The following is a 23,594-nucleotide window of genomic DNA, read 5'->3' on the forward strand; positions in this document are numbered from 1 at the left end:
TAATTTATTGAATCCAACTACTATTTTACAACCTCAGAATTTGAATTACACAGGCCCAAAAGATAAGCTTTTGCAATTACATGTTCCTCCATCATTTCTTCAACCTGTTCTCTTTCCGTCTCAGCAGGCAAGTCTAAAACAGTGTCAAGCGCATACACACGATACCAGTAGTGATGAATGCCTTCGAAATATTTAGGGCAAGGACCCTCATAACCAAAGCTGTGGTTATTTGCCAATCCCTCCATTGCACCTTCAGGTATAGATCCTTCTTTTATTTCAGTTGTTGTAGGTGGTATATTAAACAACATCCAATGTGTCCAAATGGGAATTGCATCTACATCTTCAAAAATCAATACGAGACTTTTTGCTTCTGCAGGTATTTCGTCAAAAAATAGCGGCGGACTGACATTTGGTCCAAGACAAGTATATTGTTTAGGAATTTCTTCTCCATTGCTAAATATGCTTCTGATTATCATTTTTACTCTTTTGAATTTTTTTAAAATTTATTTACTAAAAACGGGAATATTAGGTTATCATAAATTAAGGCAATGAGGCAAGTCTGCGAGAAATTTCTATAAAGTCTGCATCTGCATATGAATCGATAACAATGTCTGCCTGTTGCAATTTATCAGCTTCATGTGTTTCTGTAATAGCTACACATTTCATTTTCGCATTTTTTGCTGCTGCCACTCCAATTGGTCCGTCTTCAACAACGAAACAATCATTCGGAGCAAGTCCAAGTCTATCGGCTGCTTTTAAAAATATGTCTGGGGCAGGTTTGCTGTTTTTCACTTCGTCCCCTGTAACTAAAACATCAAAATATTGCAAAAAATTTAATTGCTTTAAAACCATTTCCATTTTTTCTTTTCTGGAACTGGTGGCAAGGGCAACTTTTACCGGGTAATTCGCCAGGCTTTTTAGAAAAGTTTCGGCCGCGTGCACCGGTTTTATGGGGTTGGCAGTGATAATGTCAACAAAATAATCAAACTTCTCTTTTAATATTCTTTTTACATCTTCTTCACCACTTATGCCTAAATGATTTTTAATTACATCAGCGCTTCTGACCCCTAGTATTGGCTGGTAATCTTCATAAGTGAGTTTTTTACCATAATTATTAAAGACTTTTTCCCACGCTAAATAATCTGCTTCTGTACTTATAATTAAAGTTCCATCCATATCAAAGATTACTCCCTTATAAGGAAGTTCGGCAGCATCAGTTACAGTAGCGGATTGTTTATGTTCCTTCATTTTATTGAAATTGTACCTTAAAAAAATTGAGCATGGTTAAAAAATTCAGCCATGTTTTTAAGGCGCGAAATAATGCTTTTTTTATTAAAATTTCAGAATAAAGAAGTCAAACAAAAAAACGGGTTAGAATTGGTCGGCAAAAAACAGAGTTACAGAAAAAATATAAACAAATTGCTAAACAAAAGTGTGAAACAATTTACCCATTCCTCTTTTTTTAATGGCACTTTACTTTTAAGAGAAAAACAAAGAGCATGAAAAACAAGGCACAATTATTTTCTTAAATGGAATGTTTTAAACTAACCCTTTAAAAAATAACAGGAAATAGATATGTCATTAACCCGGCATTTGGAAAATGTACGTAAGATTGGTGTGCTTAGAGCAAATGCCCTCGGTGATTTTATAGTTACTCTTCCGGCACTAAAAGCTATCCGGTCAGCGTATCCCGATGCTGAAATTGTTCTTTTGGGAAAACCTTGGCATAAACAGTTTTTAGTTCCTGGCCGCACTCCTGTTGATCGTGTTATTATTGTACCCATAAAAAAAGGCATCAGAACCGAGTCACATAAAGGTGAAGATGAAAATGAGGTAAATGATTTTCTGATACAAATGCAGAAGGAGCAATTTGATATCGTTATCAATTTGCAGGGAAATGGCATTTCGGCAAATCCTTTTATTAAAAAATTTAAAGCAAAAACAACTGTAGGTCTTACTTGTGAAAAATCAGAAAAACTGGATTTTTCTTTAGATTATTATTATTCTCAGAGTGAAGTTATCCGGTTTCTTGAAGTTGCAAAACTTATTGGCGCCAAGACAATTGATTTGGAACCGGAGATAAAAGTGTTTAGAGAGGATAAAGAAGAAATCGAAGAATTTGTGCTTGCATTAAATAAACCTTTTATCGTATTACACCCGGTAGCGGTTGATGTAAGGCGAATGTGGCCAATAGAAAATTATGCAGAGCTGGCAGATGAATTAAAGAAAAGAAACTTTGAAATTGTTTTTACAGGGGCTGTAGAAGACCGGGATGCAGTTGAACGAGTTATAAATAACATGAACTTCTCAGCAATTAACGCTTGTGGAAATTTTAGCTTAGGTGGGCTTGCAGCTTTGCTTTCAAAAGCGTCTGTGATGATTTCTGCAGACACAGGTCCTTTACACCTTGGCCGCGCAGTTAATGTTCCTACAATTGGCTTTTACTGGGCTCCTAATCTTATAAACTGGGGACCGTTAACACGAGCTATTCATCGTCCGCTAATTTCATGGAATATGGCTTGCCCTCTTTGTGGCATTGTTCCAAATGATCCTTATCCATTTGAACCTCATAGCGAGACTTGTGATCACAAAATTTCTTTTGTTCGTGATATTACCGTAGAGCAGGTGCTAGAGGCATTAGACAGCTTAACAATTAATGAGTATCATAAGAGCACTAACAAGGTGGAATGAAAAATATATTCACAATAAAAGGATAAATATTATTTGCAGATAGATAGCTTAATAGTAGCATTGCCTAGTATCAGAATTGGTACGACCGACGCAACTGATAGGCCATTCTGGTTTCTGAGTAGCATCTAAAAATTGCTTTTGAACTTATTTTAAAAACTTAATTAAGGCATTAAATAAACAGGAAGGAATGAAAATAAATAAACCATTACGAATATTAACCTGGCACATTCACGGCAGTTACCTCTATTATCTTACACAAACGCCCTGTATATTTTATTTGCCAAAGAAGAACAGCACTGAAGAAGGGTATGGTGGCAGGACACCCAGCTTTCCTTGGGGAGATAATGTAGTAGATGTACCCGCAGAAGATGTAAAAAACATAGAGTTTGATTGTATACTTTTTCAATCGAAAAAGAACTATCTTGAAGACCAGTATGCAATTTTGTCTGAAGAACAAAGAGCATTGCCTAAGATATACCTTGAGCATGACCCACCAAGAGAGGTGCCCACAGATACAAAGCATGTGGTAGACGACGCCGATATGTTGCTTGTGCATGTAACACATTTCAATAACCTGATGTGGAACAATAATAGTACGCCTTCTAAAGTGATTGATCATGGTGTGATGGTTGATAAGAATGTACAGTATACCGGGGAACTGAATAAGGGAATTGTAGTGATTAACGGCATTGTAAAAAGAGGCAGAAGATTGGGATATGACGTATTTGAAAAAGTACGAAAGCACATTCCGTTAGATATTGTTGGAATGTTTTCTGAAGATGCCGGAGGACTTGGAGAGATTAATAACAGGCAACTTTCTTCTTTTATTGCTAAATACCGTTTCTTCTTCAATTCCATAAGGTACACAAGTCTTGGACTTTCTGTATGTGAAGCGATGATGACAGGAGTGCCTATTGTAGGTCTTGCAACCACAGAAATGGCAGTGACAATTAAAAATGGTTATTCAGGATACGTACATACTGATGTAGATTTTTTGATAGAAAAAATGCAAATGCTTTTAGACGACAAAGACAAAGCTTTTGAGTTAGGAAAAGGTGCACAGGAAACTGCAAATGAAAGATTTAATATAGAAAGGTTTAAAACTGATTGGTTGAATACTTTTGAAGCAATGATTGAGGGTTCTGCAATGAAAAGTAAAATGTCAGTAACTATATAAAACATCATTTTTTGAAACAATAAATTTTAATAAACAAACCAAACACTTTTGAGCATTATGAACACGGTAAACGGAAAAGTAATAGTAGTAACAGGTGGCGGACAAGGATTGGGAGCAGCTATATGTCGCTCTTTGGCAGCAGATGGTGCAACGGTAATTGCAACAGATATAAAACCAGAAAATCTCACAAAAATAGAAGAAGAAATTAAGGGTACTGGTGGACATATTGAGAGCTACCAGATGAACGTCGCAGATGTAGATAATGTAACAGAAGTAATAGACAAGATAATAGATACATTTGGAAGAATAGATGCAGTAATAAACAATGCAGGAATTGATTATACGCTGGCAATTGATGAAATAAGCAATGACCAATTTAAACAGGTGATAGATGTAAATCTTGTTGGACCATTTAATGTATCTAAAGCTGTTTTTTCACATTTTAAAGCCAATGGCAGCGGACATATTGTAAACATTGCATCAACTGCTTCTAAAAGAACATGGCCAAATGCCTCAGCTTATCACGCCAGCAAATGGGGTCTTTTAGGCTTGAGCCATGCCTTACATTCAGAACTAAGAAAAGACAAAATAAAAGTAACAGCTGTTGTTGCCGGAGGTATGCAAACACCTTTTATACTTGAGCGTTTTCCTGACACCCCTTTAAATGTACTGCAGGATCCAAAAAATGTAGCAGACACAGTAAAGTTTGTTTTATGCATGCCTGAATCTTCTGTTATTCCTGAGGTGATGGTGGTGCCAATGACAGAAACTTCATGGCCTTAATTTAGACATAGGGTGTAAGGTTTAGGGCTAAGGTTTATTCAGGTTTCAATTAAATTGAATAAATCATATTAAATTTAATATTTATTTTTATGTCGTGGCCTTAAACCTTCTACCCTATACCTTAAACCTTCAACTTGTATGAAAGAAACGCTAAGTGATGTTATTGATAATTTCAAGAATCTAAAGGTTCTCGTTGTTGGCGATGCTATTCTTGATACTTATGTAAACGGTTCACCTGACAGGGTTAGCAGGGAGGCGCCGGTAATGGTGTTTAATGTACATGAACAGGAACATTACTGTGGTGGTGCTGCAAATACAGCAATCAACGTTGCTGCACTTGGTGCTGAAACTTACTTTCTTACTGTACTGGGAAAAGACTCAAGTTCACGAGAATTAATCGACGTTCTCAAAAAAAACAAAGTCAATACAGATTTTATAATCAGGGATAAAGGAAGGACTACCATCGCCAAAAAGAGAATTATGGCTTCTTCCCATATGTTGATGAGAATAGATGAGGGAACTACCACTGCCATCACCGACTCGTGTGAGAAAGAATTGCTGCAAAAAATTGGCGAAGTATATGAAAAAGTGGATGCGATAATTTTATCAGATTATGGTTTTGGCGTTATTACAAATCAACTTATAGAGGGAATAAAAGAAATTACTTGCCGTGAACGTAAAGCATTGGTAGCAGATGGAAGAGATGTAAGCAGGTTTAAAATTTTACACCCGGATGCAGTAAAACCTAATTACGAAGAAACCATTAAACTTTTGCATATAGATAAAGCGCATCAAAAGCGTGATGAACAAATAGCTGGATATGCAAAAAAACTACATGAAATAACAGGAGCAAATAAAGTAGCGGTAACACTTGATGCAGATGGGGTTTTGTTTTTGGAAAAAGGTAAAGAACCATATAAAATAATAGCAGTACCACAGGATAACAAAAAAGCGATAGGTGCGGGCGATACATTTACAAGTGCACTTGCTTTGTCTCTCGCGTCTAAAGTTAAGGGGGAAGTAGCTGCAGAAATTGCTGCTGCTGCTGCTGCGGTTGTGGTGCAAAAAGATGGGACTATTTGTTGTACAAACAGCGAATTAAAAGCTTATTTTACGGCTGTTCCAAAATACATTTCACAAGTTGACAGATTAAGTGAAATAGTAAATGATTTGAAAAAACAGGGTAAAAAAATTGTATTTACTAATGGGTGCTTTGACATCATTCATAAAGGCCACATTACTTTACTTAATAAAGCACGCGAAGCGGGAGATGTTTTAATTGTGGGAATAAATAATGATAACAGCATAAGAAAACTAAAAGGACCCGAAAGGCCGATAAATAACTTAGATGACCGGTTAACTGTTTTAGCTGGTTTGCAAAGTGTAGATTACCTGATAGCTTTTGAAGAAGAAAGCCCTGTTCATCTCATTAAGCAAGTTCATCCCCATGTATTTGTAAAAGGAGGAAATTATACAGAAACAACCATACCGGAAGCTGCGTTATTGAAAAAACTGGGGTGTGAGGTAAAAATAGTTCCATACTTAGAAGAACATTCTACCACCCACATTATTAATAAAATCCGTGACATTAATCACGAAGTAGAGATTGAAGTATCAGCAAACGAATTTTCAAAAGCAGGGTTGAATTAGTTTTTTTGTACCAGGCCTATAATCTTTAATAGGGCTTTCGTTGCGTCGCACTCTTGTACTTAAACAGCTTCTGTCATCAACTAAATCTTCATTTAAAAGAAGAAATGAAATCAAAAGATATACATATTCTCATACCAACCTATAAAAGAGTAAAGGCTTTAGCAGTTACTTTGACAAGCCTTTATTACCAGGCAGAAAAAAGTTTCGATATAGTTATTTCAGACCAGTCAGATGATAACATACTTGAAGAAGACCAAACCATACAAACCATAAAAAGGCTGCTGGAAATAAAAGGTCATCAAGTCTCGATTCTTAAAAATCTTCCTGCAAAAGGAATGGCACAACAACGCCAGTTTTTGCTGGAGCAATCTACTTCTAAATACAGCCTTTTTATCGATGATGATTTGATACTGGATGATTATGTGGTTCAGAATATGAAGCAGACACTTGAGAAGGAAAAAATTGGTTTTGTGGGATGTGCAGTTATCGGGCTAAGTTATAAAAATGATGTTCGTCCACACCAGCAAAATATAGAATTCTGGAAAGGAGAAATTACACCAGAAACAATTGTACCCAATAGCAATGAATGGGAAAGATACCGGGTGCATAATGCTGCTAACATTTATCACGTCAGTGAAAATTCAAAAGCCACACCTGATAAGCCTATCCCTTATAAAGTCGCGTGGGTGGGAGGTTGTGTTATGTACGATACAGAAAAGCTGAGAGAAATTGGCGGATTTTCGTTCTGGAGAGATTTGCCTGAAAAACATTGCGGAGAAGACGTGCTGGCACAGTTAAGGGTCATGAAAAAATATGGCGGCTGCGGAATTATTCCAAGTGGCGTTTACCACCAGGAATTAGAAACGACCGTACCTGACAGAAAAGTAAATGCACCTGAGTTCTTAGAAATTTAAAGTGCAGGTTTTGTGTTAAACGGCAATAGAAAGTTAGCGCAAAGAAGATTTTCAATTTAATTTAAATGAAAATAAAACTCTTTTTGCTGATGCATTGAAATCGATAAGTACAAGTGAGTGACACAACAGAAGCTCAATTGAAAGACGAAGTTGGTTACCAGAAAAATACAAAAATTAAGCTGAATCAGAATTAAAGAAGTTATGAATAACTATTCGAATCCTGTTGTTTCTGTAATTATGCCTACTTACAAGCATGAGCATTTTATACGCAGAGCAATTGCATCTTTACTTGCACAATCTTTCAGCAGTTGGGAATTAATCATCATTAACGATGGCTCTCCCGATGCCACTGAAGAAAAAATTCAGGATTACTTTGACGATGAAAGAGTACAGTATTATGTAAACGATGAAAATAAAGGTTTAGGTGCATGCATCAATTTTGGAATTGAAAAAGCGAAAGGTTCATTGATAACATATCTCCCTTCTGACGACGTAATTTATAAAGACCATTTACAATCTCTATACAATGCTTTTCAGCAAAATGAAAATGCTGTTTTGGCGTATTCCTCTATTCGACATTTTTATAATAGAAAATCTGAAGGCATTATAAACACTACATGGCTGCAACTGGTGCAGGTAATGCACAAAAAAACTTCAGACCGCTGGACAGAAAGAAATGAACTTGAAAGTGATGATTTAAACAGGTTATTCTGGAATAAACTAAAAGGTGAGCAAATCTGTACAGCACAACTGACTTGTGAGTGGGTCGACCATCCAAATCAGCGATATAAGATAATGCAGGAGCCAGTTGGCGGTATAAACACTTTCAGGTCGTATTACAATATTTCGCAGCCTTTAATTTATCATACTACAAAAGGCAATTTCATGAACGAGGTAAAGAGATATGCCTCCTATCGTGAAAGACCTTCTACGCCTCTTAAAAAAGACGGCTTAAAAATTCTTCTTGTCGGTGAGCTTGCATACAATGCTGAAAGGGTACTTGCTTTTGAAGAACAGGGGCACAAGTTATACGGATTGTGGATGGAACAGCCTTATTGGTATAACTATGTGGGCCCTCTCCCTTTTGGACATGTTGAAGACCTATCCGGAGAAAACTGGCAGGAAGAAATAAAAAGAATACAACCCGATGTAATCTATGCCTTGCTAAACTGGCAAGCCGTTCCTTTAGCGCACAAAGTTCTGAAAGCAAATACCGGAATTCCTTTCGTATGGCATTTTAAGGAAGGCCCATTTATATGCATGGAAAAAGGCACCTGGAATGAAATGATTGACTTGTATAACGAAGCTGATGGCCGAATATATACAAGCGATGAAATGCAATGGTGGCTCGAAGAATTTATCAGCAAACAAAAGCACTCGCTTGACCTCGTGCTGGATGGCGACCTGCCGAAAAAAGATTGGTTCAATCAGCATCAATCAAAGTTATTATCTGACAATACTCCGGGTGAATTTCATACGGTTGTTCCCGGCCGTCCTATAGGGTTGCATCCTCACAACGTAGTGGAACTGGCGGAGCAGAAAATCCATCTTCATTTTTATGGAGATTTTACCCATGGCCAATGGAAGCAATGGATAGAAAAAACGCACTTGATGGCTCCTGGTTTTTTGCATATTCATCCTAATGTAGACCAGGAAAACTGGGTAAAAGAATTTTCACAATATGACGCGGGGTGGCTGCATTTTTTCAAAAGTGAAAATAATGGTGAAATAAGAAGGTCAAACTGGGATGACCTGAATATTCCTGCCCGCATGGCAACACTTGCTTTAGCCGGCATTCCAATGCTGCAGGCAGATAATGAAGGACATATTGTTGCCACGCAGTCATTTGTAAAAAAACACAGGTTAGGCCTTTTGTTTGAAGATATGAAAGAGCTGGGGCAATTAATGCGTAACAGGGAATTAATGCTTACACTACGCGAAAATGTCTGGAGCCAAAGAGGATTATTTATGTTTGACAACCATGTACATACTTTGGTAGAATTTTTCGGGGAAGTAATTCAAAAACACCGCGACAAAGCAACAGAAATAACAGACAATTCAAAACCCCTATTTCCTCCAATTTCACAAAGAGCAGTGGCAGATAAAACCTATTATTCTCATCCTAAACCCTTACAATAATTAATAGATATCATTATTATTAAACTTTCCTGCTTTTTAATTTTACGGACTTGTCATAAAACTGCGGCTCTTTATTGCGTACCCATTTTATAAATTTTGCAATCTCTTCGTGTTGTTGCAATTTCTTGATAGTATTATAATGCCTTTTTAAATCCATCTCTGTAAATACAGCATGAATTTTATCATGACAGATTTTATGCATCAGAATAACGGGAGTATTTTTTCCACCTTTGCTTAAAGGAAGTAGATGGTGCCGGTTGCAAGGCTGGGCTATTTCGCGGCCGCATAAGGGACAAGTATTCTCAGGAACAGACACCATGCAATTTTATTGAGGAACAGCAGAATTGTATAGGTTGAAATCTCAATCAAAATACATTGGGATGTTTACATTTAAACCAATAATCAATAATCCCTCTAAAAGTAGACTTAATTTCTTCGAAACTTTTAGGCTTTTCAAAGAAGCCCTGCACGCTCATAAAGTATGCTTGTTTAACTACTTCTTTAGTCGCTGTAGTAGTCAAAAAAATAAAAGGAATACTCTTACGCTTTAAATTTTCATCATTATTTATCTTATCCCTCAACTCAATTCCGTTTAGTACGGGCATGTTTATATCACAAAATATAATAAATGGCTTATCAGAAGTTGTTCTCAAATAAGATAAAGCCTCGTTTCCGTCAGAAAGAAATTTTACCTGGTTCGTCAATTGTAATTGCTCAATCGCTTCAGAATATAATTCCTGGTCATCTAAATCATCATCAATAAAAACAATAGGACCAGATGTGGGCATCTAATATAATTTAATTCAAAAGTAATGTGCTGTTAGTTGAACAATTATAACCGGTAATAGTTTTAACATTAAAATTCGATTAAAATACTAAATGAATTAGTCATAGACCTTTTTTTATAAAAATTATTTATTTATTAAAATAACAGAAGAAGAAATACGTTTAAATGTGTAATTTTTTATCAACTAAACTTCAACGATGTTAACAGGAACTGCGGAAAGATTTAAATTAGTTTCGTACGAGGAAGCCTCACCAAAAGTGAGATCAATATATGATCAGACTATGCAAACACTACAATTACCATTTGTATTAAATTGGTTTAAGTGCCAGGGAAACAACGCAACTTTACTCGAGGGAAACTGGACAAAACTAAGATCAACCTTATTGGAAGGGAACGTGCCAAATATTTTAAAGCAATTGATTATATATAATGTATCGCAGGAAAGGGGATGCGATTATTGTGCGAAAGCTCACGGTATTTTTGCTGACAGTATGAGTGGCCTACTTTCTCCAGATGAAAATTTTAAAGTAACTGATGACTTAGACTCTCCAGTTTTACCTGATAGTTATAAAACTGCCATTAAAATTGTTACTAAAGCTGCAATCAATACAAATCAATTAACAGAAGAAGATTTTGAAGAGCTTGCAAAAGATGGATTTACTGACGAAGAAATACAGGAGCTGATGGCTCAGGCTGATTTGGTAAATATGTTAAATACGATTGCTACCATATCTGGGATAAAAGTAGATAATGAACTGCTTGAAACAGAATTTTAAGAATTTTAATAAATACAAAATGTCTTGATTAACGGAAGCGACCAAATATTCAGGATAACCTACGAAGCATTCTCTAAATTCTCGAACAATTTAAACAGGTGCCGCACATTTGAAGAAATAGCAGAATGTTTTACTGTTAATCTTAAATATCTTTTAAACTATCATATCTTCAGAGCAACTTATTGCCGCAACGACATAAATGTGCATTTAGTTTCAATTACAGGTAAAACAACTGTTACTATTGATAAACAGCCGGGATACCTGGAGTATGAAAAAGAACTGCTCAACGAGATGGTTCCAAAGCGATGGTCAGATCTGAGTTCATTTCAACTGCCTGGTTATTTTTATTCGATAACAGATGAACAGCCTGAACTTTGGGGATGGAACTTTGCTAATGAGGACAGAAAAATACTCATTTCCGTTTTGTCTGGGGCAAGAAAAAGGTTTAATCAAAAAGACATTACTTTTTTAAAGCTTGTTTCCGATAACCTGGAAACAAAACTGCTGGAACTTTGTCTTATTAAAGAATTGGATGAAAAAAATAATATAATAACTGCAATCAATAGAGATCAACAGAAAGTGATAGAAGAGAGAACCAGGGAAATTGCAATTAAAAACAAAACACTTCTTGAAATTTCGGTTTTAAATGCTCATAATGTACGCGAGCCTCTTTCCCGCATATTAGGATTGGTAAACATGCTTGATGATGAAGAAACTGATGAACTAATAAAAGAAGTTATTCCGTTATTAAAAACTTCTGCAAATGATTTGGATCTTGCATTGCAGGATGTAATTAATCATGCTACAAAAGACCTGTCAAAATTAAAAGCGTAAGGAATGACTAAAAAAGTAATGCTTGTGGATGATGTGCCGATATCAAATTTCATTATGAAAAAAATGATTCATAAAGTGGCTCCCGATTGCCAGATACTTGATTTTACTTTGCCCGAGCAAGCAATTAAAAGCATAGAGGAAAACAACCCTGATTTGATTTTTCTTGATCTGAACATGCCTGTTATCGACGGATGGAAATTTTTATACTTAATGAATGAGAATAATTTAGAAAACAAAGTCTACATTCTCACTTCCTCTACGAGCGAATTAGACTTGCAACAATCTAAACAATACAAAAATGTCGTAGGTTTTCTTGTTAAACCTGTCAATATCAGTAATCTGCCTGATCTTTTGAAAGTAATGGAATAGGTTGAAGATGGGGGCGATTCAAATTTCCCAATAAACTTCCTCAACAACTACCTGCAGTAAAAAAATCTGCAGGTATTTTTTTGTTGGGTAAATTAATATCCGATATAAAACTTTTTGACCTAATTATTATTATTTTGTGTTTTCTAACCAACTGCTTTTGTAATGAGAAAAGGGCGTCTGGAAGCTTTTAGCGATGGCGTTATTGCCATTATTATTACAATAATGGTATTAGAATTAAAGGTGCCACACGGAGAAGATATCGCGTCGCTAAAACCGCTGGTGCCTATAATAATAAGCTACGTTCTCAGCTTCATCTATATTGGCATTTATTGGAACAATCACCATCACATGATGCAAGGTGTTGAGTCTATCAACGGAACTATTTTGTGGGCAAACCTTCACTTGCTTTTCTGGCTTTCTTTAGTTCCTTTTGTTACAGCATGGATGGGTGAAAACCATTTCGCTCAGGTTCCTGTTGCATTGTATGGATTTGTTTTGCTGATGAATGCAATCGCTTACTCCATTTTATCTAATTTGTTGATAAAACGTCACGGAAAAAATTCAGCCTTAGCTCTTGCTGTTGGCAGCGGAACGAAAGGTAAAATCTCTGTCGCTATTTATATCACTGCTATTTTATTATCTCTGGTTAGTTGGTGGATGGGCTTTCTATTGTATGTTGTAGTTGCAACTATCTGGTTTATTCCTGACAAAAGAATAGAAAAGAAGCTGGATCATGAGCCGTATGCTGAGGAAAAATTGTAATGTCTAAATAAAGCTATTTCCTGTTTGGCAGAAGACTTCCTTCACATGATCTTGTTCAAACATCGGACGTTTCACTTCAGTAAATGAATAATTATTTTTGGCTTACAAATTTTAAAATCATTTACCGCTAAGCTTTCTTAATCCACGTTTAAAAGAACTTTTATACGTTTTCCAAGATATGAGAACTAATTTTTATAGCTTTTTTTATCTATAAACCTTTGATGTTTTAACTTCATTTTTAACAATCATCCTATATCTTCATCAATGTAATGGCAATGTCACTTGACTTTTATTGCTCATATTTATATAAAAAAAATTAAAGAAAATAAAACTTTTAAATTTTTAAGATGCAACTTTAAATAGTTTTATCAGTCTTATATGTAAAGTTTTTGTTTTCTGTTTTATTTAATATCCTTCTGTAATTCCGGCTTTCGGAGACATGTCCTTTGATAATCGTGGTACATGTTTTGTTAAATCCCAATATTCTCTAAAATAATTGCAAAAATGTAAACAAATACATAAAATAAATATTTAATACTTGTGAAAAAATCTACGCTGGATTGTTTAAAAAAAATATCGGGAGGAAATATCTTAAAGTTTTGTTTTTCTGTAATTATTTTGGGAATTATCGGTTTCCCTGCCTTAGCCCAGACTTCTACTAAATCTATCTTATTTGAGCAAACCTCTGAGTCAGCAGATATAGAACAGGGGAGCTCACAAAGCTTGCTTGAGTACATTTCTACTTCAGACAATACTCCCGTAAGCGCCAAATTAAGTGCAGTTGATAATGTTGGAAGTATACCTACCTGGCTTACTGTTAACGGCAAATTTTTAAATGGAATTAGTTATACCACAGGTTCTGAAATCTCTTTTGACTTCGATGCCACCAACCTTTCTGTAGGCACCTATTATGCTACAGTAACTGCTTCTGCTTCAGGATATAATAATGCAGTACTCGATATTAAAATGAGTGTTGTAGCAGGGTCTTCAGGCACTTTGGCAAACTTTAAAGTGAACTTCCAGGATTCGGCAACGAAAACTCCTGTTGGCTGGCTTCGTGATTTTGGACAACCGTTTGGCCAACGCACTTCTGCTTCCCAGGGAAGCGGTAACCTATACGGATGGATAAAGAGGTCTGACAAAACGCTTCTTGATCTTACAAAGAATGGCCGGAAAAGAACATCTCCATCTGATACTTTACTGGCAACTTTAATGCATATGCAGGCAAGTGACCTGTCTACCTTTAGTGGAACACGAATTGAAGGAATATGGCAGGCCCAGGTAGCAAACGGTAATTATGAAGTAACGGTGTCTGTGGGGGACGGAACACAGACTGACAGCAGACATTCTATAAATGTTGAGGGCATTAATGCTATCTTAGGCTTCGTTCCAACAACAACTGTCAGGTTTAAATCAGCAAAAGTTATTGTTTCTGTATCTGATGGATATTTAACTGTTGATGCGGCAGGAGGCACTAACACCAAAATAAACTGGATTATCATTAAGCCATACATGGGCAAAAGACCATCTGTGGTATCAGTAAACCCGGATAACAGTTCTGTTAATGTCAGTGAAAATACCTCTATATCAACCAGTGTTTTAAAACTACCTAATAGTGGAATAAACAATGCTACCATAACCACTAATAATGTATACCTCACTGACGAAGGAACAGGCAACCTAATTCCGTCCAATGTTAATGGAACAGGTGGAGGAGATGCCATAACATTGGTACCGGCTTCTCCATTACAACTAGGCACTACCTATAGATTTACTATTACTTCAGGAGTAAAAGATCTATCAGATTCTTCATTCATCCCTTATTCTAGTACATTCACTACCGGGTCAACTGCGGTAAATGAGTCAACAAAGGCAGAGTTCGACCAGATTGATCTTCCTAATGCCGTTGGTCAACATTCAAGCCTTACTGTTGGCCCTGACGGCAAGTTGTATGCTTTAACTATCGACGGAATTATAAAGAGATTTACAATTAACCCTGATGGCACATTAGGAACTCCTCAATTAATATATTCTTTACAGGATGAATATGGTACCCGCAGTCGGTCCTCTGCTACCAACCTGGTTGCATGGGTTACACATAGTACTTTTCTCTTTTTGGGCGCTCCTGACTGGGATGGTAAACTAAGCAGGCTTAGCGGACCAAACCTGGAAACAGTGCAGGATGTATTGATCAACCTGCCAAGATCAAAAAAAGACCACCTTACCAATAGCATTGCTTTTGGACCGGACCGTGCTTTGTATTTTACACAAGCCAGCACCTCGGCAATGGGAAGAGCAGATCAGACATGGGGTAACAGAAACGAACATTTACTCAATGCTGCAGTTTTAAGGCTGGACGTATCTAAACTAGGACCTCTTCCTTTAGATGTGAAAACTACAGATGGTGGAGGAACTTATAATCCTTACAATGCCAATGCTCCTTTAACCATTTATGCCTCCGGCATCCGAAATGCTTATGACCTTGTCTGGCATAGTAACGGAAGTCTCTATGCTGCAGCAAATGGTTCTGCTGCAGGAGGTAACACACCAGCATCGGTAAGTGGCACTCTAAGGCCAGACGGCACTACCTACAACGGGCCTGTTATCCCAGCTTTGACAAACGTGCAGCAAACACAAAAAGACTTTCTTTTCAGAGTTGTGAAAGGAGGTTATTATGGCCACCCTAACCCAACACGAGGAGAATATGTGATGAATGGAGGAAATCCTACCGATCTTATAGACCCGGCCCAGGTAAATGGTTACCCTTCAGGAACTGCACCAGATCCTAATTACCGCGGATATGCTTATGACTTTAAAACCAATGCGTCTCCAAACGGTTCGATAGAGTATAAAAGCAACACTTTTAACGGAGCGTTGAAAGGCAAGCTTCTTATTGTAAGGTACAGCCAGCACGATGACATTATTGCCCTCACTCCCGGTGGTCCAAATAATGATATAATAAGTGCCACAGAAGGTTATCAAATACCGGGTTTTTCAGGATTTAATGACCCATTAGAGCTTACAGAAGATACAACCAAAGGCAATATATATTTATCAAACTATGGAGGTGATGGTAAAATTGTTTTGCTCAGACCACGCACCACAATTCAGCAAGTAAATATAAAAACACTGAGTCCTATAGCAGATGCATTTGTAAGAAACGGAAGTTATGCAGGAAAAAATTATGGAAGTGATACCAGCTTGATTGTAAAATCATCTGCCTCTTCCGGATATTCAAGAGCTACATACCTCAAATTCAGATTAGATAGTATCAGCAAAGTAAACAAAGCAGTTTTACGTGTATATGGAAAAAATACTGAGAACTTTTCAGCTATTAAAATTTCCGCCTTTGGCTTAAATAATGACTCCTGGACTGAGAAAGGAATAACATGGAGTAATGCTCCTGCACCAGAGGCCCCTTCATTAAGTACTACAGGCGTTACTGATCAGTTGAAGTATTACGAATTTGATGTTACTGATTTCGTTAAAAGTCAATTTTCAGGGGATTCAATTGTCAGCTTAGTAATAAAGGATACAGCTAACCAAAATAAGAATCTTAGTTTTAATAGTAAAGAAAACTCGAGTTTCCCTCCTCAATTGTTAATTACCACTGACACGGTAACCCAATCTTTTGCAACATCTAATACAGTGTCTCCAACTGCCGACGCCTCTGTTCGCAATGGAAGCTATGCCGGCAACAATTATGGCAGCGACACAACATTACTCGTAAAAAGTTCGACTGTAAGCGGCTATAGCCGGTCAACTTATCTTAAATTTTCTCTTGCCAATATAAGTAAGGTTAGTCTTGCTAAACTTCGTCTATATGGAAGAAATACTGAAAATAGTTCTATAATAAATATTTCTGCCTTCGGCGTGGCCAACGATTCATGGACAGAAAGTGGAATAACAAACAGTAACGCTCCTGCTGCATCAACAGCTGCTTTAAGCTCTGCCGGTGTTAATGATCAAGCCAAATATTATGATTTTGATGTGTCCGGTTTTGTTAAAAGCGAATTTGCAGGTGATAAAACAGTTAGTTTTCTGATAAAGGATCCATCTAATCAAAATAAAACACTGACTTTTAATAGTAAGGAAAATTCTATGTATCCTCCTCAGTTAATTATTACTCCTGACTCATCAGCTACATCTTATATGGCACGAAGTATCAGGAAAACATCGGCTGCACAGACGACACCAAAAAGGCCTTCATGTGATGACCCGGCTGATGAGGTAATTCCGGCAGAAAGTACAGTGCTTCCACTAGCCCTGGCAAATAATGTAGAAAAACCAAAAGTTTACCCAAATCCTCTACATAAAAAATTCAATATTCAGTTCCCTGTTAAGTATACCGGAAATTACGCTCTTCAGATTGTAGATGCTGTCGGTAAAACATTCGAAATAGGTAAATACCAATTGAAACATGGAGGATCAACCATAGAGGTCAATATATCAAACCTATCATTGAAGCCTGGAGTTTATTTCCTAAAGGTAATTTCAGATGCTAAAACAGAACTTATTAAGCTGATTGTTCAATAGGGCTTTAGAAAACAATAAAACATCCATTTACGATTTTATAAGTAAATGGATGTTTTATTGTTTTACATTTTAGCTATAAACATTAAAATAGCATTTAAACATATGCAATATCTATTCTGAGTGATAACGTTATTTTTAATTTTATTCAACTAAAAAGGCAGGTGGGATTGTAACCCAACAAGGATTAGTAATATCCTCAACTGCCTGCATTTTATGATTTATTTACAGCAACTTTTTGCTGAATCAACAGTATATTTAAAAGAAAAAAGAAAGTTCGCGGCAAGTAATTTTTGACCTGTAGTTAATATAAGCAACGGTTCAGGCTTTTTACAATTATCATATTTGAACGTCTTAGTGACAATCAAATAACTCCAATATCCGCAAAAAACTAATACTATTTTAGGTTCCAATATTCTCATGATACCAGTGCTCATGTATTTTTAATTGAATGGTGACCAACAATATTAATGGTGAAAAAATTTATACATTTTAATTTAAGAAATTTTGCTCTCAACAATGTTATTAAATTCTGTACAGCACTATTTATTTTGGGCAATACTTATTCCCCGGTTTTATCACAGTCAGTTACAAAATCTATCTCTTTCGCTCAATTTTCGCAAAGTGCAGAAGTAGAACAGGGAAAAACGCAAAGTTTGCTTGAATACATTTCAACCTCAGATAATATTCCTGTCAACGCTCATCTAAAGGCTCAGGATAACGCAGGCAGTATTCCAGGGTGGCTTTCTGTAAATGGGAATACTCTTACCGGAATCAATTATACAACAGGCTCTGAAATTACCTTTGATTTTGATGCCACTAACCTTTCGATAGGCACCTATTATGCTACAGTAACTGCTTCTGCAGTGGGATATGATAATGCGGTACTCGATATTAAAATGAGTGTTGTAGCAGGGTCGTCAGGTACTTTGGCAAACTTTAAAGTGAATTTCCAGGATCCCACAACAAAAACTCCTGTTGGCTGGCTTCGTGATTTTGGGCAATCCTTCGGGCAACGAACTTCTGCTTGCCAGGGCAGTGGTTACGTTTTTGGATGGATAAAGAGGTCTGATAAAACACTACTTGATCTTACAAAGAACGGCCGGAAAAGAAGTTCTCCATCCAATGTTCTACTGGCGACTTTTATGCATATGCAGGCAAGTGACTTGTCTACCTTTAGTGGAGCACGTGTTGAAGGAATATGGCAAGCCCAGGTAGCAAATGGTAATTATGAAGTAACCGTTTCTGTAGGTGATGGTATGAGAACGGACAGTAAACATTCTATTAATGTTGAGGGCATTAAGGCTATCTCGTGCTTTGTTCCAACAACCACTGCAAGGTTTAAGTCAGCAAAAGTTATTGTGTCTGTATCTGATGGTTATTTAACTGTGGATGCAGCAGGAGGCACCAATACCAAAATAAACTGGATTATCATTAAGCCATACATGGGTAAAAGACCATCGGTGGTCTCAGTAAATCCAGCCAACAGTTCTGTTAATGTCAGTGAAAATACTTCTATATCAACCAGTCTTTTAAAACTACCCAACAGTGGAATAAACAATGCTACCATAACCAGGCACAGCGTTTTCCTAACGGAAGAAACAACCGGAGCGCAGGTACCGTCACACGTTAATGGAACAGGTGGAGGAGACGCCATAACATTGGTACCTGCTTCTCCTCTAAAACTAAATACTGTTTATAGATTGACTGTTAGCCCAAAAGTGAAAGATCTCTCAGATTCTTCATTCATCCCTTATTCCAGTACATTTACCACTGGTTCAACTTCCGCTATTAACACGGCAAATGTTCAGTTCGACCAGATTGATCTTCCTAATGCCGTTGGTCAGCATTCAAGCCTTACTGTTGGCCCTGACGGCAAGTTGTATGCCTTAACTATCGACGGAATTATAAAGAGATTTACAATTAACCCCGATGGCACACTAGGAACTCCTCAATTAATATATTCTTTGCAGGATGAATATGGTACCCGNACACAGAGACTGGCAATAGGCCTTGCTTTTGACCCCTCGGCAACTGCTACCAACCTGGTTGCATGGGTTACACATAGTACTTTTCTCTTTTTGGGCGCTCCTGACTGGGATGGNAAACTAAGCAGGCTTAGCGGACCAAACCTGGAAACAGTGCAGGATGTATTGATCAACCTGCCAAGGTCTAAAAAAGACCACCTTACCAACAGCATTGCTTTTGGACCGGACCGTGCTTTGTATTTTACACAAGCCAGCACCTCGGCAATGGGAAGAGCAGATCAGACATGGGGTAACAGAAATGAACATCTACTCAATGCAGCAGTTTTAAGGCTGGACGTATCAAAACTAGGACCTCTTCCTTTAGATGTGAAAACTACAGATGGTGGAGGAACTTATAATCCTTACAATGCCAATGCTCCTTTAACCATTTATGCCTCCGGCATCCGAAATGCTTATGACCTTGTCTGGCATAGTAACGGAAGTCTCTATGCTGCAGCAAATGGTTCTGCTGCAGGAGGTAACACACCAGCATCGGTAAGTGGCACTCTAAGGCCAGACGGCACTACCTACAACGGGCCTGTTATTCCAGCCCTGACGAATGTACAGCAAACGCAGAAAGACTTTCTTTTTAGAGTTGTGAAAGGAGGTTATTATGGCCATCCTAACCCAACACGAGGAGAATATGTGATGAATGGAGGAAATCCTACCGATCTTATAGACCCCGCCCAGGTAAATGGTTACCCTTCAGGTACTGCACCCGATCCAAATTACCGCGGATATGCTTATGACTTTCTCGAAAATGCGTCACCAGACGGTTCAATAGAATATAAGAGCAATATTTTCAACGGGGCCCTTAAAGGAAAGTTACTTATCGTAAGGTACAGCCAGCACGATGATATTATTACACTCACCCCGGGAGGTACAAAAAATGATATAGTAAGTGCTACAGAAGGTTATCAGATACCGGGTTTTTCAGGATTTAATGACCCATTAGATCTTACAGAGGATACAAAAACGGGAAATATTTACGTATCAGAATATGGAGGAGACGGAAGAATTACTCTACTGCGGCCGAAAACTATAATAAAGGTTCCGGTAACAGCAAGCCTATCCCCTATTGCCGATGCTACAGTAAGAAATGGAGTATACTCCCGCATAAATTTTGGTAGTGATACCACTTTAACCATTAAAGGCTCCGCAAGTTCAGGTAATTCATTTTTTACTTATCTTAAATTTTCAGTCGATAGTATTAGCAAGGTTGATAGGGCAGTGTTACGACTTTACGGAAAAAATATTCAAAATTTTGCACCGATAAATATTTCTGCTTTTCCTGTTGACGACGATAAATGGACAGAAAAAGGCATTGCGTGGCATAATGCGCCGGCTTCTGAAGAAAGTCCTGCGAGTTCAGTACTAGTAGATAACGAATTGAAGTATTATGAATTAGATGTAACAAATTTTGTGAGGACGAAACTAACTAAAGATAAAGTGGTAAGCCTGGCTATAAAAAACATAGCTGATGACAATAGAAATTTATCGTTTAATAGTAAAGAAAATAATCATTTTCCTCCACAATTGGTCGTTACGACCGATACTATAAGCCAGGCGATCAATGGCAACAATGTAAGGATCACTATGCCTGTTAGATTATCTACAATAAATCCTTCATGTGATGACACCTCGGTAATAACACCTTACCTTCCCCTTGCCCTTGCTAATTACTTAGAAAAAACGAAAGTGTATCCTAACCCCACAAGCAAGAAATTTAATATTCAATTTGGAAGAAGGTATGATGGAAACATTACTCTACAAATCGTTGACGCACTTGGAAAGACATTTGAATTAGGAAATCGGCAGCTAAGACCAGGAGAAACTCAAATACCGGTTGATATATCACGTTTAGCGCTACCAGCGGGAGTTTATTTCCTTAAAATTTCTTCTGATACTAAAACCGAACTAATAAAATTAATCATACAGTAATGACGTATTTGCCCCAACTTTTTCTATTCCAGCATAGTACTGTTTCGACAGAATTGTGGGGATTTTATATCAAGGCTTCACGGCTGTTTCTCTAATCATTTTATTAGTGCAAAAATTAAATAAAACTACTTGCATTTGTGATTTATATATTTTAATTTTAAAGGCTCATTCTTTACAAAATTTCTTACTAACCTGCTTATAATCCCCGATATAGCAAGGCTATTATCTGCACAATTTTTCTAATTGACAGACAAAGGCTCTACATATTTTTACGGCACAGAAGTTTTTTAAGGAAATGAAGCCTTCTCGAGATTTATAAGATGTGCTTTAGATGTTGACGGCAATTTTATTTCACTTAAAAATACAATTATGTCACCATCATTTAATCGTCTTACAGACATTCCTCCCTAGCCGCTATTCCATGCGGTTTCAGAAGATAAGTAATCAATATATTAAATCTTTAAATAGTATAATTATGAAAAAGATGATACTTTTTTGTTTAGTTGTAAATCTTCTGCTTCTTTCACATACCAATTTGAAAGCTCAGAATTGGGTAAATGGAGGTAATACCCTTAGCGCAAATGGCAAATTAGGTACTAAAAGCAACTATTCCCTTATTTTTATTACAAACAATACAGAGCGTGGCCGAATTACCAACGGGGGTAATTGGGGCTTCGGCACTAGTAGCCCTGGTTCAAAATTGCATGTAAATAGTGCGAGTGGGGCAAGTCCATTCAGAGCGTCAATTAACGGTTCAACTAAATTGTACGTTGGTGGAAACGGAGGTCTTTCAATCGGCAGTAGCTCCACTCCGCCTTCTAATGGCTTATATGTTTCAGGAAACGTAGGAATAGGGACAAGCACGCCATCTTATAAATTGCATGTTGTTGGCAACGCTACAATTACCAACGGCCTTTATGTTCAGAATTATGGAACTGCAACTTACAACTATTCAGGCTCATGGGGTACCTGGAGTTATGGAAGTTATGGGGGTACGTATTCTTATGGGCCTACTTATGGAGTGTTTGGTTCAGGAACTGCATCTTCCGGAAGTTACGGTGTGTATGGTACGGGAGGTACTTATGGTGTTTATGGCACAGGCAATACTTATGGCGTTTATGGTAAATCGAAGTATTTAGGAGTTTATGGCGAAGGCGATTCGTATGGGCTTTTCGGCTATAGCAGTAGCTCTTTAGGAGTATATGGTAGCGGCCAAAGCTACGGGGTTTATGGTTACAGCTCGGGGGGAAATGGTTCTGATCCATATTATCCTGCTGGCGTCTATGGTTATAATGGATCTTATGGTTATGGCGTGGGAGGTTATGGTACTAATGGTTCCGGAGTTTTTGGGTATTCTTCAAAATATTATGCTGGTTATTTCTCCGGTAATGTATTTACTACTGGCTCTTATCTGCCTTCCGACCGCGCACTTAAGCAGGATATTACTGATTTGACAAGCGCAATGGACATCATTAGTCAACTCCATCCAAAGTCATACAATTTCCGGCAAGATGGAAATTACAAACTTATGAACCTTCCATTGGGAAAACATTATGGACTGATCACAGAAGATTTGGAACAGATACTTCCCAGCCTCGTAAAACAAACAAAGTTTGATACGCGGATGGCTTTACCAAGTGTAAAACAAGAACCAGGGGTAACAAAAACCTCTGCTCCGGCGCAGGCTTCAGAGACTATAGAATTTAAAGCCCTGAACTATACAGAGCTTATTCCTATTATGATTAAAGCAATGCAGGAACAGGAAGCTAAAATTGAGGCTTTAACTCAACTGGTAAATAAGTTGCAAAACGCTAATCCTGAAGCAACTGTAAAACTATCAGGAATTTCTTTGGGTCAAAACGTGCCTAATCCTCTAAACGGTAGCAGTACCAGGATTAATTACAACATACCCACAGGAATAACTACAGCAGAGCTTGTATTTTCTAATGCCGCAGGGCAAAAGATAAAACAAATTCAACTAAACAACAGCGGCCTGGTTGATATAGATACTTCGTCTCTAAGCGCAGGTACTTATTTTTATACTTTATACATTAATGGCAAATCTTACGATACAAAAAAAATGGTCATAAACAGGTAATAGATAAATATTCTTACTTATAAAATTAAAACAGGATTTGAACTTTCAAATCCTGTTTTAATTTTAACCAAATTTTCCGCAGCTGTAACACTTCGTCTATAACACAACTAGTT

Annotated in this window: 17 protein-coding genes; 13 read left to right on the plus strand and 4 right to left on the minus strand. The window is 37.3% G+C overall.

The annotated features are described in order from the left end of the window. Positions 1–20: 20 nt before the first annotated feature. Entirely contained in the window at positions 21–476 is a 456-nt protein-coding gene (locus B154_RS0101200) for a YbhB/YbcL family Raf kinase inhibitor-like protein (protein ID WP_018611193.1), read from the minus strand. Positions 477–540: 64 nt separating this feature from the next. Continuing rightward, a complete protein-coding gene (locus B154_RS0101205) occupies positions 541–1,248 on the minus strand; it encodes an HAD family hydrolase (RefSeq protein ID WP_018611194.1) in 708 nt (235 codons plus the stop codon). A 327-nt stretch (positions 1,249–1,575) separates the two neighbouring features. On the opposite strand from B154_RS0101205, the gene B154_RS0101215 reads away from it, so the two are divergent. From B154_RS0101215 to B154_RS27370, 6 genes are all read left to right on the plus strand, one after another. Next, the gene (locus B154_RS0101215) at positions 1,576–2,691 is read left to right on the plus strand and encodes a glycosyltransferase family 9 protein (protein ID WP_018611196.1); all 1,116 of its coding nucleotides are present in this window, start codon (positions 1,576–1,578) and stop codon (positions 2,689–2,691) included. A 187-nt stretch (positions 2,692–2,878) separates the two neighbouring features. Then, positions 2,879–3,868, plus strand: a complete 990-nt coding sequence (locus B154_RS0101220) for a glycosyltransferase (protein ID WP_018611197.1) — start codon at positions 2,879–2,881, stop codon at positions 3,866–3,868. Between the two features lie 57 nt (positions 3,869–3,925). After that, positions 3,926–4,651, plus strand: a complete 726-nt coding sequence (locus tag B154_RS0101225) for an SDR family oxidoreductase (protein ID WP_018611198.1) — start codon at positions 3,926–3,928, stop codon at positions 4,649–4,651. Between the two features lie 138 nt (positions 4,652–4,789). After that, positions 4,790–6,301 carry a D-glycero-beta-D-manno-heptose 1-phosphate adenylyltransferase gene (gene rfaE2, locus B154_RS27365; protein WP_018611199.1) on the plus strand — a complete coding sequence of 504 codons (1,512 nt, stop codon included), beginning with the start codon at positions 4,790–4,792 and terminating at the stop codon, positions 6,299–6,301. Between the two features lie 104 nt (positions 6,302–6,405). Next, on the plus strand, positions 6,406–7,215 hold the full coding sequence (locus tag B154_RS0101235; protein ID WP_018611200.1) for a glycosyltransferase family 2 protein: 810 nt from the start codon (positions 6,406–6,408) through the stop codon (positions 7,213–7,215). A gap of 201 nt (positions 7,216–7,416) precedes the next feature. Continuing rightward, positions 7,417–9,354 carry a glycosyltransferase family 2 protein gene (locus tag B154_RS27370; protein WP_018611201.1) on the plus strand — a complete coding sequence of 646 codons (1,938 nt, stop codon included), beginning with the start codon at positions 7,417–7,419 and terminating at the stop codon, positions 9,352–9,354. A 19-nt stretch (positions 9,355–9,373) separates the two neighbouring features. On the opposite strand, the gene B154_RS0101245 is transcribed toward B154_RS27370, so the two are convergent. After that, on the minus strand, positions 9,374–9,673 hold the full coding sequence (locus B154_RS0101245; RefSeq protein ID WP_018611202.1) for an HNH endonuclease: 300 nt from the start codon (positions 9,671–9,673) through the stop codon (positions 9,374–9,376). A gap of 46 nt (positions 9,674–9,719) precedes the next feature. Continuing rightward, positions 9,720–10,142, minus strand: a complete 423-nt coding sequence (locus B154_RS0101250; RefSeq protein ID WP_018611203.1) for a response regulator — start codon at positions 10,140–10,142, stop codon at positions 9,720–9,722. 196 nt (positions 10,143–10,338) lie between these two features. Between B154_RS0101250 and B154_RS0101255 the strand changes: the two genes are divergently transcribed. The 7 genes from B154_RS0101255 to B154_RS0101290 all read left to right on the plus strand — a co-directional run bounded on the left by B154_RS0101255 (position 10,339) and on the right by B154_RS0101290 (position 23,481). Next, positions 10,339–10,917: a carboxymuconolactone decarboxylase family protein gene (locus B154_RS0101255; RefSeq protein ID WP_018611204.1), complete on the plus strand. Its 579-nt coding sequence runs from the start codon at positions 10,339–10,341 to the stop codon at positions 10,915–10,917. 24 nt (positions 10,918–10,941) lie between these two features. Continuing rightward, positions 10,942–11,751, plus strand: coding sequence for a hypothetical protein (locus B154_RS0101260; protein ID WP_018611205.1), 810 nt, complete (start codon positions 10,942–10,944; stop codon positions 11,749–11,751). A 3-nt stretch (positions 11,752–11,754) separates the two neighbouring features. Beyond that, positions 11,755–12,120 carry a response regulator gene (locus tag B154_RS0101265; protein WP_018611206.1) on the plus strand — a complete coding sequence of 122 codons (366 nt, stop codon included), beginning with the start codon at positions 11,755–11,757 and terminating at the stop codon, positions 12,118–12,120. 162 nt (positions 12,121–12,282) lie between these two features. After that, positions 12,283–12,882 carry a TMEM175 family protein gene (locus B154_RS0101270; RefSeq protein ID WP_018611207.1) on the plus strand — a complete coding sequence of 200 codons (600 nt, stop codon included), beginning with the start codon at positions 12,283–12,285 and terminating at the stop codon, positions 12,880–12,882. Positions 12,883–13,422: 540 nt separating this feature from the next. After that, a complete protein-coding gene (locus tag B154_RS30430) occupies positions 13,423–17,418 on the plus strand; it encodes a CBM96 family carbohydrate-binding protein (protein ID WP_018611208.1) in 3,996 nt (1,331 codons plus the stop codon). Between the two features lie 1,442 nt (positions 17,419–18,860). Then, a complete protein-coding gene (locus B154_RS30435) occupies positions 18,861–21,383 on the plus strand; it encodes a CBM96 family carbohydrate-binding protein (protein ID WP_425423099.1) in 2,523 nt (840 codons plus the stop codon). Between the two features lie 475 nt (positions 21,384–21,858). Beyond that, positions 21,859–23,481: a tail fiber domain-containing protein gene (locus B154_RS0101290; RefSeq protein WP_026259885.1), complete on the plus strand. Its 1,623-nt coding sequence runs from the start codon at positions 21,859–21,861 to the stop codon at positions 23,479–23,481. The last annotated feature ends 113 nt before the right edge of the window (positions 23,482–23,594 follow it).

Origin of the sequence: Segetibacter koreensis DSM 18137 (assembly GCF_000374045.1) — a bacterium.
Lineage (GTDB): Bacteria > Bacteroidota > Bacteroidia > Chitinophagales > Chitinophagaceae > Segetibacter > Segetibacter koreensis.

Bases quoted from the DNA above. Each gene is read 5' to 3' on its own strand.
- B154_RS0101290 (WP_026259885.1), top strand. From the start codon at position 21,859: ATGAAAAAGATGATACTTTTTTGTTTAGTTGTAAATCTTCTGCTTCTT.
- B154_RS0101245 (WP_018611202.1), bottom strand. From the start codon at position 9,673: ATGGTGTCTGTTCCTGAGAATACTTGTCCCTTATGCGGCCGCGAAATA.
- rfaE2 (WP_018611199.1), top strand. From the start codon at position 4,790: ATGAAAGAAACGCTAAGTGATGTTATTGATAATTTCAAGAATCTAAAG.
- B154_RS0101215 (WP_018611196.1), top strand. From the start codon at position 1,576: ATGTCATTAACCCGGCATTTGGAAAATGTACGTAAGATTGGTGTGCTT.
- B154_RS0101220 (WP_018611197.1), top strand. From the start codon at position 2,879: ATGAAAATAAATAAACCATTACGAATATTAACCTGGCACATTCACGGC.
- B154_RS0101205 (WP_018611194.1), bottom strand. From the start codon at position 1,248: ATGAAGGAACATAAACAATCCGCTACTGTAACTGATGCTGCCGAACTT.
- B154_RS0101265 (WP_018611206.1), top strand. From the start codon at position 11,755: ATGACTAAAAAAGTAATGCTTGTGGATGATGTGCCGATATCAAATTTC.
- B154_RS0101255 (WP_018611204.1), top strand. From the start codon at position 10,339: ATGTTAACAGGAACTGCGGAAAGATTTAAATTAGTTTCGTACGAGGAA.
- B154_RS27370 (WP_018611201.1), top strand. From the start codon at position 7,417: ATGAATAACTATTCGAATCCTGTTGTTTCTGTAATTATGCCTACTTAC.
- B154_RS0101200 (WP_018611193.1), bottom strand. From the start codon at position 476: ATGATAATCAGAAGCATATTTAGCAATGGAGAAGAAATTCCTAAACAA.
- B154_RS0101250 (WP_018611203.1), bottom strand. From the start codon at position 10,142: ATGCCCACATCTGGTCCTATTGTTTTTATTGATGATGATTTAGATGAC.
- B154_RS0101270 (WP_018611207.1), top strand. From the start codon at position 12,283: ATGAGAAAAGGGCGTCTGGAAGCTTTTAGCGATGGCGTTATTGCCATT.
- B154_RS0101225 (WP_018611198.1), top strand. From the start codon at position 3,926: ATGAACACGGTAAACGGAAAAGTAATAGTAGTAACAGGTGGCGGACAA.
- B154_RS0101235 (WP_018611200.1), top strand. From the start codon at position 6,406: ATGAAATCAAAAGATATACATATTCTCATACCAACCTATAAAAGAGTA.